14 protein-coding genes are annotated in these 13,171 nt (G+C 42.1%); 6 read left to right on the plus strand and 8 right to left on the minus strand.

Features of this window, described 5'->3' with window-relative positions:
* Positions 1-233: 233 nt before the first annotated feature.
* Positions 234-1,088 (minus strand): transferrin-binding protein-like solute binding protein, encoded by an 855-nt coding sequence (locus DRF63_RS10655; protein ID WP_005599729.1) that lies wholly within the window; start codon positions 1,086-1,088, stop codon positions 234-236.
* 119 nt (positions 1,089-1,207) lie between these two features.
* On the minus strand, positions 1,208-2,452 hold the full coding sequence (locus tag DRF63_RS10660) for a transferrin-binding protein-like solute binding protein (RefSeq protein WP_005599732.1): 1,245 nt from the start codon (positions 2,450-2,452) through the stop codon (positions 1,208-1,210).
* 313 nt (positions 2,453-2,765) lie between these two features.
* On the opposite strand from DRF63_RS10660, the gene mutL reads away from it, so the two are divergent.
* The 5 genes from mutL (at position 2,766) to hflX (ending at position 8,701) form a co-directional block, all read left to right on the plus strand.
* Positions 2,766-4,634 carry a DNA mismatch repair endonuclease MutL gene (mutL, locus tag DRF63_RS10665; RefSeq protein ID WP_005599734.1) on the plus strand — a complete coding sequence of 623 codons (1,869 nt, stop codon included), beginning with the start codon at positions 2,766-2,768 and terminating at the stop codon, positions 4,632-4,634.
* A gap of 199 nt (positions 4,635-4,833) precedes the next feature.
* Positions 4,834-5,883 carry an alcohol dehydrogenase AdhP gene (adhP, locus tag DRF63_RS10670; protein ID WP_005602862.1) on the plus strand — a complete coding sequence of 350 codons (1,050 nt, stop codon included), beginning with the start codon at positions 4,834-4,836 and terminating at the stop codon, positions 5,881-5,883.
* A 131-nt stretch (positions 5,884-6,014) separates the two neighbouring features.
* The gene (gene miaA / locus DRF63_RS10675; protein ID WP_005618608.1) at positions 6,015-6,959 is read left to right on the plus strand and encodes a tRNA (adenosine(37)-N6)-dimethylallyltransferase MiaA; all 945 of its coding nucleotides are present in this window, start codon (positions 6,015-6,017) and stop codon (positions 6,957-6,959) included.
* 64 nt (positions 6,960-7,023) lie between these two features.
* Positions 7,024-7,302 (plus strand): RNA chaperone Hfq, encoded by a 279-nt coding sequence (gene hfq / locus DRF63_RS10680; protein WP_005599741.1) that lies wholly within the window; start codon positions 7,024-7,026, stop codon positions 7,300-7,302.
* A 37-nt stretch (positions 7,303-7,339) separates the two neighbouring features.
* Positions 7,340-8,701, plus strand: coding sequence for a ribosome rescue GTPase HflX (gene hflX / locus DRF63_RS10685; RefSeq protein WP_080550267.1), 1,362 nt, complete (start codon positions 7,340-7,342; stop codon positions 8,699-8,701).
* A 35-nt stretch (positions 8,702-8,736) separates the two neighbouring features.
* On the opposite strand, the gene DRF63_RS10690 is transcribed toward hflX, so the two are convergent.
* A complete protein-coding gene (locus DRF63_RS10690; protein ID WP_005599745.1) occupies positions 8,737-9,297 on the minus strand; it encodes an LOG family protein in 561 nt (186 codons plus the stop codon).
* A gap of 62 nt (positions 9,298-9,359) precedes the next feature.
* Here DRF63_RS10690 and DRF63_RS10695 point away from each other — a divergent pair, with 62 nt between their 5' ends.
* On the plus strand, positions 9,360-9,683 hold the full coding sequence (locus DRF63_RS10695; RefSeq protein WP_005599746.1) for a MazG nucleotide pyrophosphohydrolase domain-containing protein: 324 nt from the start codon (positions 9,360-9,362) through the stop codon (positions 9,681-9,683).
* Positions 9,684-9,731: 48 nt separating this feature from the next.
* Here the strand turns inward: DRF63_RS10695 and crp are convergent, their stop codons facing one another.
* From crp to coaBC, 5 genes are all read right to left on the minus strand, one after another.
* Positions 9,732-10,406, minus strand: coding sequence for a cAMP-activated global transcriptional regulator CRP (crp, locus tag DRF63_RS10700; protein ID WP_208622122.1), 675 nt, complete (start codon positions 10,404-10,406; stop codon positions 9,732-9,734).
* Positions 10,407-10,483: 77 nt separating this feature from the next.
* Entirely contained in the window at positions 10,484-10,702 is a 219-nt protein-coding gene (locus DRF63_RS10705) for a YheU family protein (RefSeq protein WP_005599748.1), read from the minus strand.
* Between the two features lie 5 nt (positions 10,703-10,707).
* Positions 10,708-11,316 carry a nucleoid occlusion factor SlmA gene (gene slmA / locus DRF63_RS10710; protein ID WP_005620316.1) on the minus strand — a complete coding sequence of 203 codons (609 nt, stop codon included), beginning with the start codon at positions 11,314-11,316 and terminating at the stop codon, positions 10,708-10,710.
* 105 nt (positions 11,317-11,421) lie between these two features.
* Positions 11,422-11,877, minus strand: a complete 456-nt coding sequence (gene dut / locus DRF63_RS10715) for a dUTP diphosphatase (RefSeq protein ID WP_005599752.1) — start codon at positions 11,875-11,877, stop codon at positions 11,422-11,424.
* 8 nt (positions 11,878-11,885) lie between these two features.
* Positions 11,886-13,091 carry a bifunctional phosphopantothenoylcysteine decarboxylase/phosphopantothenate--cysteine ligase CoaBC gene (coaBC, locus tag DRF63_RS10720; RefSeq protein ID WP_005602882.1) on the minus strand — a complete coding sequence of 402 codons (1,206 nt, stop codon included), beginning with the start codon at positions 13,089-13,091 and terminating at the stop codon, positions 11,886-11,888.
* Between the last annotated feature and the right edge of the window lie 80 nt (positions 13,092-13,171).

The following is a 13,171-nucleotide window of genomic DNA, read 5'->3' on the forward strand; positions in this document are numbered from 1 at the left end:
AAACCACAGAAAACACGGATTACACAGTACTGCTTGCTGTAATCCGTGTTTTTTATGGGCAAAGGAAATGGTATGAGAAGAGGTGTTATTGATCCCGAGGCAATTAAATGAACCTTAGAACATATAAAGCTTTTCAGTGTGTTCTGTGTCTTCTGTTATTATAAAGATTAAAAAAAGCGGTTAAATTTACAAAAACTTTTGCAAACCTAACCGCTTTGAGAGGACAAACCTAATTAAAACTCGATTACCTTAGTACCGTTAGGTAATTTATTTGAAGCCCCGAAAGCTCCGTTTTTCCCTTCTTTCGTATGATTAAATACGCCGCCTACATCACGAGCAAGCGAGCCGTAGAACGCACCTTTGGTTTCTATACCGTCTTTACTTATACCGCTAAAAGTATTGCCGTGAATATTTCCGCCAAAACTTAATTGAGTTGAATCACCCGTTAAATTCACTTTAACTTTTTTATTAGTAAAGTCGGCAATCACTTCGGAGTTCAACTGCTTATAATCGCTACCGCTACCATAAACAGCAAAACCGGTATATTTGAAACTACCTTGTCGTTCAATCGGGAAATATTTTTCTCCCTGTACAGTTACATTACCCGTTTCCGGCGTTAAGAATCCTTGCACAAAAGGATGGCTTACTCCGTCAATAATGGCAACGCCGTAGCGTATTGCACTAAAGTCGGTTTTTGACTGCGGTTTACCTTTTTCACCATAAACATCCGGCATACTGCCTACAAATCCGGTTAATTTTTTAGCCTGTCTATCACGGATATCCGCCGAAGTTAATACTTTTAATTTTCCTACGGCAGCATTACTCAAAGTATCTTTAAGACGGAATAATGCAATTTTTACACCATCAATTTCTAAGCCTTCCAAATCATCATTTTTCTGAGGATTAGCCGCTTTAAATGCTCCGTCTTGATTTGCCGTTAAAATAACACCGGACAAAGATGTGCTCTCTTTATTGCCGAATGCCGAATTTACCGCAGTGAAGAATTTACTTGATGTCGTACCATTATTATTTTTACCTTGCGGAGAACCGTTATTTTGCTTTTGCGTATTAGGCGAACCTTGATCCACTTTTGGTATAGCGGTAGATCCGCCGTCACTTCCACTTGAATAGCAGGCGGTTAATGCAAGTGAGCTTATTATGGTTAATATAGTTAGGGGGAGTTTTTTCATAAATGCATTCCTATATTTTATTTTATTTCAGTAATAGGATCGGCATTTGTGCAAGCACCACTATACCCACATTGTTTAGCTGAGCCACCAAAAACACCATCATTTCCGTTATTGGTATTATAGAATATTCCGCCTATATCATTAGCTTTTGAACCATAGAATCCCCCTTTTGTGGCAATTCCATTGTGAGAGCCGGAGAATGTATTTCCTTTAATATCTCCGCCAAAAGTAAGTGTTTGCATAGAATCTTTTGATAATTCAACTTTTACTTTACGGTTAGAGAAGTCTGCATAGGCTTTTGTTGTTAGCTCATCATAAGATCCTCCCTTACCATAAAAGGCTTTACCATTATATTCATATACTCCTGATATCGGCATTTCTCGTAAGGATCGACGATCACTGCTGTTCCCATTACGACTCATCCAATAATAATTGAATGGTGAATTTACTTTCTCAGACTCTTTTAATGTAGTTGGGGTTAGATATCCTTGTACAAATAGGTGTGTAACTCCATTTTTATCTGTGTAATATCCATAACGCATTTGTTCAAAGTCACTTTTCGAAGCAGCCTTAGGTAAACTTCCAACTTTTCCATGTCCGCTTTCTGTATTGATTTCAAAAATTTTATTAAATACTTTTTTATCATCATCTAAAATATCATCTGATTCTGCGCGATGTTTTTTCATATCATCAACACTAATAAGAGTAATTTCTTTTCCATCAACTATTAATGTATTTATTCCTTTAGAATGATTCTCTATATTCCGTCCTGAAAAACTATTTTGAGTACTTGTAGATAATCCTCCGCTTAATAAAGCGGTGCCGTCTGATATACCATTATCTTTAAATGTTTTTTCAAGCTCTTCTTTAGCTTCTGTAATTGTTAAATTTTTAGTCCTTTCGTTTTTAGATTCAGGCTTGGAAGGATTTTCTTTTTGGGGATCCATTTTAGGTTCTCCCTTTTCCTTAGGATCTACCTTAGGTATATCTTCTTGTTTAGGCTCTGTTTTAGGAGCTTCTTGGTTCTTCTGTTTTAATTGCTGCTCTAATTCTTTTTGTTTCTTTTCCAACTCGGCAAGTTTTTTGGCTGTTTCCGATTCTTTATCTTTTTTCGCTTTTTCTTCCGCCTTTTTATTTGCTTCATCGACCTTATTTTTTACCAAGTCTTCATAACGAGTGGCGCCTTTATTGTCCGACGAGCAAGCGGTAATTGCTAATGAGCAAGCGATAGCAATAAAACTTAAACGTAAATGTTTATTCATAGTGTATATCCTTTTAGTAATGTAATTGAGCGACGGTAGCGTTTTCCTTATCGACTATGTCTAATCGTCTTGCCGAAATAGTAGTGAACGGAAATAAGCCTAAAATAACAAAGTATTTGTGAATTTACATAAAAATGAGAGTGATTTACATTTGTAATTCTATCGGTGCTAAAATAAGATTTCAATACAAATAAAAATGATTCTTAAAAAGATTTATTTACGTATTAAGCGTGTGGAAACGCCTTTTTCTATAAAAACGCGGATATTTTCGCTAGAATGGGCGTTATATTTTTATTGTTATTCGAGAAATAGTATGAATAAGCCGTTAATCCATATTCTCCCGCCGCAACTTGCCAACCAAATCGCCGCAGGCGAGGTGGTGGAACGCCCCGCATCCGTTGTGAAGGAGTTGGTTGAAAACAGTTTGGATGCCGGTGCAAATCAGATTCAAATTGATATTGAGAAAGGCGGTGCGCAGCTTATTCGTATCCGAGATAACGGTTGTGGTATCGGTAAGCAGGATTTAGCGTTGGCGTTAGCTCGTCACGCGACTAGCAAAATTTCCAGCCTCGAAGATTTGGAGATGATTTTAAGTTTGGGCTTTCGTGGTGAAGCATTAGCAAGTATCAGCTCGGTTTCTCGCTTAACGCTGACTTCCCGTCCGGCAGGGCAAGCGGAAGCGTGGCAAGCCTATGCGCAAGGGCGTGAAATGGAGGTTGAAATTCAACCGGCTTCACATCCGGTCGGTACGACGATTGAAGTGGCGAATCTATTCTTTAATACGCCGGCACGCCGTAAGTTTTTACGTACCGATAAAACCGAATTTACGCATATTGATGAAGTCGTACGCCGTATTGCATTAGCAAAACCGAATATCGGTTTTACCTTAACGCATAACGGCAAAACGGTGCGTCAATATCGTAAAGTGCAAGATAATTCGGTCGAGCAACAGCAACGCCGAGTAGCGGCAATTTGCGGCGATGATTTTATTCAAAATGCAATTCATATCGACTGGCAGCACGGCGATTTACACCTGCACGGTTGGATTGGCCTACCGAATATTTCCAGACCGCAAAATGATTTATGTTACAGCTACGTAAACGGGCGAATGATGCGAGATAAAACGATTAATCACGCCATTCGTCAAGCTTATGAAGCCACTGATATGCCAGAGGGTAATTATCCGGCGTTTGTGGTTTTTCTCGATATCGACCCGAGTCAAGTGGATGTCAATGTACATCCGGCAAAACACGAAGTGCGTTTTCATCAAGGGCGATTAGTACATGATTTTATTTTGCAGGGCGTGCAAACCGCATTACAAGGGCAAGCGGAAATTGATTTAACCCATCAAGTGAATGAACCGCTGCCGAGTTATCAACGAGATACCAACCGTATGGCGGCAGGCGGTAATAGCTTTTTAGCATCGCAACAAGCGGTTGAATTTACAGAAAATTTTGCAAAACCGACCGCTTCGCATATGCCGAATTATTCGCCTCGTACAAGCGGTGTCTCGAAATCGGCACAAAAATGGTATGGCGAATTAGTCAGCCAGCCGCAAAATCAATCGGATAACATACAAGATTTAATTGAACCGAAAGCTAATTTCGCACCGGTGATTTTTGCTCAAGAGATAGATGAGGCAGAACCTAAACCGACACAAGTAGTGTCGGCGGCAATAGGGCATTGGCAACCGTTAGCTATCGTGCAAAATCAGGCGTTATTATTAAAAGCGGAACAACAATTTTATTTGCTTTCATTAGAAAAACTCGCTCGCTTGCGTTTTCAAACACAACTAACAAAAGGCGAAAGCCAAGCGTTATTGATTCCGCTGAATTTAAGTTTAGACGAGCAACAAACGCAACGCTGGCAAACGTTAAAAACGCCATTAGCGGAACTAGGCTTTGCAATCAGTGAGAAGACATGGCAAGGGCAAATTAGGCTTTCGGTTACCCAAGTGCCGAGATTGTTAAGAGAGCAAAATTTACAACAAATCTTGTTAAGTTTATTCGCTTCGCAAGCGGTCGATTTAACCGAATTTTTTGCAAAATTTGCGCCGATTCCGACCGCTTACAGTTTAGCGGAAGCGGTAAATTGGTTGGCGGAAACGGAACAAACGGCTAAATCGGAGCTGGAAAAGTTAAAAGTAGCGGTCGATTTTTCCGCATTTTTAGCGAGATGTTAAAGTGTTTTTATGTAATAAAACCATAATTTAATTATGGTTAAGTGATTGATTTTGTTAAATTTTTGTGAACTATGTCATAAAATTGATAAATTATTGTTGCACAAAAAAAGTACGTGGGCATACTAAAGGCAGTTCCAATGTTTAAATTTTAAACATTGTCCAAAAGCGTTTACCGTTGTTTTACTTCATAGGAGAAATCATGATGAAAATGCGTGCTGCTGTGGTTGCCCCACAATGTGATGGAACAGTTGAAATTGTTGAACGTGACATTCCGGAAATCAAAAATGGCGAAGCCCTTGTTGAAGTTGAATATTGCGGCGTATGTCATACCGATTTACACGTCGCTGCCGGCGATTACGGTAAAAAACCGGGTCGTATCTTAGGCCACGAAGGGATCGGTATCGTTAAATCGATCGCACCGGATGTGACTAATTTAAAAGTCGGTGATCGTGTCAGTATTGCATGGATGTTCGAGAGCTGCGGCTCGTGCGAATATTGCACTACCGGACGTGAAACGCTTTGCCGTAGCGTGAAAAATGCCGGCTATACGGTGGACGGCGGTATGGCGACGCACTGTGTCGTAACGGCAGATTATGCGGTAAAAGTACCGGACGGTTTGGATCCGGCACAAGCAAGTAGTATCACTTGCGCCGGTGTAACCACTTATAAAGGGATTAAAGTCTCGGGCGTACGTGCGGGACAATGGATTGCGATTTACGGTGCCGGCGGTTTAGGCAACTTGGCGGTGCAATATGCGAAGAAAGTATTCGGCGCACGTGTGATTGCAATCGATATTAATGATGACAAACTGGCGTTTGCCAAAGAAGTCGGTGCGGATTTAACCATTAACCCGTTGAAAGAAGACAGCGTACAAGTGATTCAAGAAAAAGTCGGCGGTGCGCATGCGGCGGTTGTGACGGCGGTATCTAAAGTGGCGTTTAACGCTGCGGTGAACTGCGTTCGAGCAGGCGGTCGCGTGGTGGCTATCGGTCTGCCGCCGGAAACCATGGATCTCTCTATCCCTCGTATCGTATTGGACGGTATCGAAATTGTCGGCTCGTTGGTCGGTACTCGTCAAGATCTTGCCGAGGCGTTCCAATTCGGTGCGGAAGGTTTAGTAGTACCGTTAGTGCAATTACGTCGCTTGGACGAAGCGAATGACATTTTCCAAGAAATGCGTGACGGTAAAATTCAAGGTCGAATGGTGATCGATATGAAAAAAGGCTGCGGTTGCGGTTGTAGTCACTAAGCCTTAATCGGCAAGCGGTCGTAAGTCGGAAGATTTACGACCGTTTTTGTTTTTATGTTTAATTATGCCGATTTGGGCTTTTGGCAAATTTCCGTTAAAATTCGACTGCTTGTAACTAAACAGAAAATAAAATGAATAAGAAACCTTTAGCGATTTTTTTAATGGGTCCAACGGCTTCGGGTAAAACCGATTTGGCGATTGCTTTGCGCCAAACGCTTCCGGTGGAAGTAATTAGCGTAGATTCCGCACTGATTTATAAGGGGATGGATATCGGTACGGCAAAACCGAGTAAAGCGGAATTGGAGCTTGCCCCTCACCGCTTGATTGATATTTTGGATCCGAGCGAAAGTTATTCGGCGATGAATTTCCGAGAAGACGCTTTGCGTGAAATGGCGGAAATTACGGCAAGCGGACGAATCCCGTTATTGGTCGGCGGCACAATGTTATATTATAAAGCCTTATTGGAAGGGCTTTCGCCGTTACCGTCTGCCGATCCGGAGATTCGTGCCGAAATAGAAGCGAAAGCCGAGCAAATCGGTTGGAGCGGTTTGCATCGCGAATTATTGGCGATTGACCCTATTGCCGGAAAGCGCATTAATCCGAATGACAGCCAACGAATTAATCGTGCTTTGGAAGTGTTCTATATTACCGGTAAAACGATGACGGAGCTGACCGCCCAACAGGGCGATAGCTTGCCTTATAACGTCCTTCAATTTGCTATTGCACCGCAAGACAGAGCGGTATTACATCAACGTATCGAACAACGTTTTTATAAAATGATGGAACTCGGCTTTCAACAAGAAGTCGAAAAATTACGTGCCAGAAGCGATTTACACAAAGATCTTCCTTCGATTCGTTGCGTCGGTTATCGTCAAATGTGGGAATATCTTGACGGTGATATTTCACTGGATGAAGCGATTTACAAAGGAATCTGTGCGACTCGCCAGCTTGCCAAGCGTCAAATTACTTGGCTGCGAGGTTGGAACAGTGAAATAACGTGGCTGGACAGCTTAGATCCGACCAGTTCTAAGCTAAAAATGATCGAAAAGATCGCACAAAATTCAATTAAATTATGATAATATCATTTTTGCCTTTGGCACTAAGACGATATTTACCACAACAATAAAAAAGGAAAAGAAAATGGCAAAAGGTCAATCTTTACAAGATCCATATTTGAATGCACTTCGTCGTGAGCGTATTCCTGTTTCAATTTATTTAGTTAACGGCATTAAATTACAAGGACAAATCGAATCTTTCGACCAATTCGTAATTTTATTAAAAAATACAGTAAGTCAAATGGTTTACAAACACGCAATTTCAACGGTAGTACCTGCTCGTTCCGTTTCTCATAACAACGGCGGTACGTCACATACTCAACAAGCTCCTGCGGTTGAAGCAGTTGCGGATAAAGCGGAATAATTAAGCTATTACTACATCAGCTTTTTTAACCGATCAGATACCAAATACAGATGAAAACGCTGTATTTGGTTTTGCTTTATCCGAGAATGGGAGAACCGCCGATAAAGAGCTATCCCATACGAAAGATAAAGCGATTCTAGTCCATCTCTTCCTTTCTCAACATAAAGATATTGAGAATCTGATGGAATTCCAAACGCTTGCCGAATCGGCCGGTGTTGAAATTCTTGCCACATTAACTACTTCTGCACCGCATATCAAATATTTTGTCGGACAAGGCAAAGCCGATGAAATCGCACAAGCGGTTAAAGATTTAGAAGCTACGGTTGTTTTAGTCAATCACGAGCTTAGTCCGTCACAAACCCGTAATTTACAAGCGTTATGCGAATGTCGGGTGGTGGACAGAACCGGTCTGATTTTAGATATTTTTGCCCAACGTGCCAGATCGCATGAAGGAAAATTACAAGTCGAGCTGGCTCAACTTAAACACTTGGCAACACGTTTGGTACGTCGTTTGGGCAATCAGGATCAGCAAAAGGGCGGGGCAGTAGGCTTACGAGGGCCGGGTGAAACTCAGCTGGAAACCGACCGCCGTTTGATTAAGGTACGAATTCAACAACTGCAAAATCGCTTGGAGAAAGTGAATAAGCAGCGCAGTCAAAATCGGAAAACTCGCCAAAAAGCGGATATTCCGACCGTGTCGTTGGTGGGTTATACCAATGCGGGCAAATCGACTTTATTCAATGCGATTACTAATGCCGGTGTCTATGCGGCGGATCAGTTATTCGCAACGCTTGATCCGACGTTACGCCGAATGCAGATTCAAGATGTCGGCACGACGATTTTGGCGGATACGGTCGGTTTTATTCGTTTCTTACCGCATGATTTGGTTTCCGCCTTTAAATCGACTTTACAGGAAACCACCGAAGCGAGTTTACTGTTACACGTGATTGATGCCGCCGATGATCGCAAAAATGAAAATATTGATGCGGTTAATCAAGTCTTAGATGAAATCGGTGCGTTGGAAGTCCCAACGTTATTGATCTATAACAAGGTCGATAAACTCGAGGGTGTGATGCCGCATATCGAGCGTAATGACAACGGTAAACCGGTAGCGGTTTATCTCTCCGCACAAGCTAATCAAGGTATTGATTTGCTATATGAAGCGATTAGAGAATGTTTACGCAACGAGTTGGTGTGTGAGAAAGTATTATTACCGGCAACCTCGGGGCAAATTTATACGCAATTTCACCTACAGCGTTGTATTAAAAATGAAAGCTTTAATCAGTTTGGTGATCGATTGGTTGAAGTGGAAGTCGATTTAGTACAATGGAATAAATGGTTAAAACAATTTCCCGAATTAACCGAATATGTTGAATTTGCAAGTTGGGCAGAGGACTAGAATACAAGCGGTAGCATTGCTACCGCTTTTTGTATTTAGTAACGACGAATTTCTGGTGGTCTGTAATTTTGAATAAATTGCTCGATTTCAGCAAGATCATCGGAGAATAACACACAATCCAAATCGGTTTGAGTCAGAAAACCGTTATCGACCATTTGTTGATAAAAGGCTTTAAGCGGTTGATAGTAACCTTCGATATCAAAGAAAATACAAGGATTGTTATTTTGTCCGATTCTCGCCCACGATACCACTTCGCTAATTTCTTCCAACGTCCCGGGACCTCCGGGCAGAGCTATATAAGCATCGCCCAATTCAATCATTTTTAATTTTCGTTCCGGCATATTTTTAACGACAATCAGCTCGGTAAGCGAAGGATGAGCTAATTCCCTTTCTTGCAAAAAGGTCGGGATCACGCCGGTTACTTTGCCGTGCCTCGCTAATACGCTGTCGGCAACAATTCCCATCAAACCTGCTCTTCCGCCGCCGTAAATCAATTGATATTGATGTTTGACAATCCATTCGCCGAGTGCTTGTGCGGCTTGTTGATATTGCGGTTTGTTTCCTACGCTTGCGCCGCAATAAACGGTAATATTCATTGGCTTTCCTATTTTTTCCGATTAAACTGAAATTATTATGACAAGCCGAACAAGGAAATACAATGCAGATTCAGGAGTATCAAAATTGGGTCAGAGCGTTTTATCAGACGCAGGGTTGGTATCGCTATAATCCGTTTATTCGAGTGAACTTTTTAAGCGAAGAAGTCGGGGAAGTGGCGCGGGCAGTGCGAGCGATTGAAATCGGTCGAGATCGTCCGGATGAAACCGAAGCCTCTTACCAAGAAAAAAGAGCGTGTTTGATCGAAGAACTGGGCGATGTGCTGGATAACTTGTTTATTTTGGCGGATAAATACGATATCTCGATTGAAGAAGTGATTGAAAAGCATCAAGCGAAATTTATCAAACGTTATGTAAAAGACGAATAAAAAAAGACCGCTTGTTACCATTAACAAGCGGTCTTTTTTCATGAAAATTTAGCGAGTGCCATAAACGACAATGGTTTTACCGTGTGCTGAAATTAAGCCTTCATCTTCTAGCATTTTTAAGATTCTACCGACCGTTTCTCGAGAACAACCGACCATTTGACCGATTTCTTGGCGGGTAATCTTAATTTGCATTCCTTCCGGATGGGTCATCGCATCCGGCATTTTCGCCAAATTCATTAAGGTTTGTGCGATACGACCGGTTACGTCTAAGAAAGCGAGGTTACTTACTTGGCGTGAGGTTTGGCGTAGGCGGCGAGCCATTTGCGCGGAAAGATACATAAGAATATCCGGATTTAAATGCACAAGCTGTTTGAATTTTTTATACGAGATTTCCGCAATTTCGCAAGCGCCTTTGGTTTTGACCCAAGCGGTACGCGGTTGAATAGTGTCTTCAAATAAGCTGATTTCATCGACAAATTCACCTTGACCGAGGTGAGAAAGGATCATTTCTTTCCCTTCTTCATCTTTAATAAACACTGCAACGGAGCCGCTGACGATATAGAATAATGATTCGGCATCCTCACCCGCATGAATAAGCGTATATTTTGACGGATAACGATGAATATGACAGTGAGTCAGAAACCATTCCACCGCCGGATCATGAATAGACGGGGCGGACAGCTCACTGTCTAGCTGAGGTGTTGAAATTGAAATATCTTGCATCTGCATAAAAAACCTCTATAAATCATTTATAGCTTTTAAGTGGTTAAAACGTAAGAATTATATCATGCTCGACATGATTAACCTAAGAAAGATTTTTTGTCTTTAATATCTAAACTTTGGTGTAGTTCCGACCAAACGATCACGACTTTATCCGCTTTTAATTGTGCGAGCAAACGTTCGCGTTTTTCCTCCAAAGAAAGTTCTCTTTCGCCGTAATCGGTGCCTTCTCGTAAAATAAATGAATCCAATACATTATTTAATGTTGCGGGTTCAAGTTCTTGCCACGGAATAATCATAAAACTTACTCAAATAACGGCTTAATTAATGCCCATTGTTTTTCAAAATGTTGATGTTGGTTGTAACTGAAGTTAGAACGTACTAAACGTAAAAATTGACCTTCGCAAAAATTCACTAAATAGCCTGCCAATGCACGTTCGTCCTCGAACGTTTTACCTTCACGCAATTTACTCATCTGTAAAATATTGGCGAACTGAAATTCTAAGCCGTCAAAAAATTTGGCAACACGTGCTTTTAATTGATCGTCTTCAAACATCAGCGCATGACCGGTTAGAATGCGAGTTACTCCCGGATTTTTGCGGGCGAATTCGATCACGGTGTAGAGAATCGCTTTAACGGTGGATGCCGTGGTATTTTCTTTGCGTTTACTGGCGTTAATATAACCGGTTAAGGTCTGTTCGATACGCTCAATTAATGCCTCAAACATCTTCGTTTTGCTTGGAAAATAACGGTAAAGCGCACCTTCCGAAACGCCGACCGCTTTGGCTAAACGCTCGGTGGTTACACGTTGCATACCGTCTTCGGAATTTAATAAGCCAATCAGCACTTCAAGGACTTGCTGTTGGCGTTCTTTTACCGATTTTTTAGGCATCTTAACTGTGGGTTGTATCATAAATTTCTCTTTGTTTTGCCAATCTGCTTATTATCAAAAGAAGTCGCAAGCGGTCATTTTTGCAAAATTTTTTACAAATTCGACCGCTTGCTTGAGTAGCGAATATTACTGTTTACCCGAATGACCGAAACCGCCTTCACCGCGTTCGGTTTGTGCAAAATCGTTTACGATATTGAAGCTGGCTTGCACTACCGGCACGAAAACTAACTGAGCAATGCGGTCGCCGACTTCCACCGTAAACGGTTTATCGCTGCGGTTCCATAACGAAACCATCAACGGGCCTTGATAATCGCTATCGATCAAACCGACCAAATTGCCTAACACGATCCCGTTTTTATGCCCTAAACCGGAACGAGGTAAAATCACTGCGGCTAAATTCGGATCGGCGATATAAATGGAAATACCGGTTGGGATCAAAACGGTTTGACCCGGTGCTACGGTTAAAGCGCTTTCAGTTAAGGCTCGTAAATCCAAGCCTGCCGAACCTTCGGTTGCATAAGCCGGTAATGGAAATTCGTTGCCGATACGGCCGTCTAAAATTTTTAAGTCTATTTGTTTCATTTATGTTCCTATTTGTCGTGTTTAAATTGCTCAATAATCTCGTGAACTAAGGCTTCCGCCAGTTTGCTTTTATCGGCAAGCGGTAGCATTTTCTCACCGTCTTGCCAAAAGAGTTGCAGAGCATTTTGATCTTGCCCGAATACCTGTCCGCCGGACACATCATTAGCACAGATTAAATCTAAGTTTTTGCGTTTAAGTTTATCTTTGGCATAGCTTGCGACATCTTGCGTCTCTGCCGCAAAGCCGACGGTAAACGGACGATTTTCGGTTAAATTCGCCACATTGGCGATAATGTCCGGATTTTTAACCAATTTAAGCATCAGCTCGTTATTATCAGCGGTTTTCTTGATTTTTTGGGTCGATACCTCCGCCATACGATAGTCGGCAACCGCGGCACAACCGATAAAGATTGCAGATTTTTGCGCAAATTTGACCGCTTGTTGCTCCATTTCTACCGCAGATTCTACATCGATTCGAGTGACATTTGCCGGTGTGGCAAGATTGACCGGGCCGGCAATCAGATTTACAGTTGCGCCACGTTTGGCGAAGGCTTCGGCAATTGCAAAGCCCATTTTGCCGGAGCTGTGATTACTGATATAACGTACCGGATCGATCGCTTCACGGGTCGGACCGGCGGTAATTGTCACACTAATATCTTTCAGATCTTGTATATGGTTAAAGTGATCACATACCGCTTGGAAGAGCTCGCTCGGCTCGGACATTCTGCCGGCACCGACATCACCACAAGCTTGGAAACCGCTATTCGGGCCGATCATTTGCACGCCGCGATTTGCCAACACCGCTAAATTTTCTTGCGTGATTGCTTGTTTGAACATTTGTTGGTTCATTGCCGGTGCGAGTAAAATCGGGCTGGCGGTTGCCAAGCAGAGGGTGGAGAGCAAATCATTTGCCATACCGGCACGTAAACGCGCGATAAAATCGGCGGATGCCGGCGCAATAACGACTAAATCCGCCCATTTTGCCAGTTCGATATGACCCATCGCTAATTCCGCTTGCGGATCTAACAGAGAAGTTGATACCGCATTCGCCGAAATCGCTTGCAGGGTAAGCGGAGTAACGAAGGCTTCTGCTGCAGGCGTTAAAACCACTCGCACATCGGCATTGGCTTTTTTGAAATGACGAATTAATTCAATCGTTTTATAAGCGGCGATTCCACCGGTAATACCCACTAAAATGCGCTTGTTATCGAGCATAGTAATTCCTATTTTGAAATGTATTTGATCACTAACATCTTTGTTTGAGCAAAGTCATTAACAATAATGTAATTCTACCT

Source organism: Actinobacillus pleuropneumoniae, assembly GCF_003290385.1.
Classification (GTDB): domain Bacteria; phylum Pseudomonadota; class Gammaproteobacteria; order Enterobacterales; family Pasteurellaceae; genus Actinobacillus; species Actinobacillus lignieresii.

Bases quoted from the DNA above. Each gene is read 5' to 3' on its own strand.
- DRF63_RS10660 (WP_005599732.1), bottom strand. From the start codon at position 2,452: ATGAATAAACATTTACGTTTAAGTTTTATTGCTATCGCTTGCTCATTA.
- mutL (WP_005599734.1), top strand. From the start codon at position 2,766: ATGAATAAGCCGTTAATCCATATTCTCCCGCCGCAACTTGCCAACCAA.
- adhP (WP_005602862.1), top strand. From the start codon at position 4,834: ATGATGAAAATGCGTGCTGCTGTGGTTGCCCCACAATGTGATGGAACA.
- miaA (WP_005618608.1), top strand. From the start codon at position 6,015: ATGAATAAGAAACCTTTAGCGATTTTTTTAATGGGTCCAACGGCTTCG.
- hfq (WP_005599741.1), top strand. From the start codon at position 7,024: ATGGCAAAAGGTCAATCTTTACAAGATCCATATTTGAATGCACTTCGT.
- DRF63_RS10690 (WP_005599745.1), bottom strand. From the start codon at position 9,297: ATGAATATTACCGTTTATTGCGGCGCAAGCGTAGGAAACAAACCGCAA.
- DRF63_RS10695 (WP_005599746.1), top strand. From the start codon at position 9,360: ATGCAGATTCAGGAGTATCAAAATTGGGTCAGAGCGTTTTATCAGACG.
- crp (WP_208622122.1), bottom strand. From the start codon at position 10,406: ATGCAAGATATTTCAATTTCAACACCTCAGCTAGACAGTGAGCTGTCC.
- DRF63_RS10705 (WP_005599748.1), bottom strand. From the start codon at position 10,702: ATGATTATTCCGTGGCAAGAACTTGAACCCGCAACATTAAATAATGTA.
- slmA (WP_005620316.1), bottom strand. From the start codon at position 11,316: ATGATACAACCCACAGTTAAGATGCCTAAAAAATCGGTAAAAGAACGC.
- dut (WP_005599752.1), bottom strand. From the start codon at position 11,877: ATGAAACAAATAGACTTAAAAATTTTAGACGGCCGTATCGGCAACGAA.
- coaBC (WP_005602882.1), bottom strand. From the start codon at position 13,091: ATGCTCGATAACAAGCGCATTTTAGTGGGTATTACCGGTGGAATCGCC.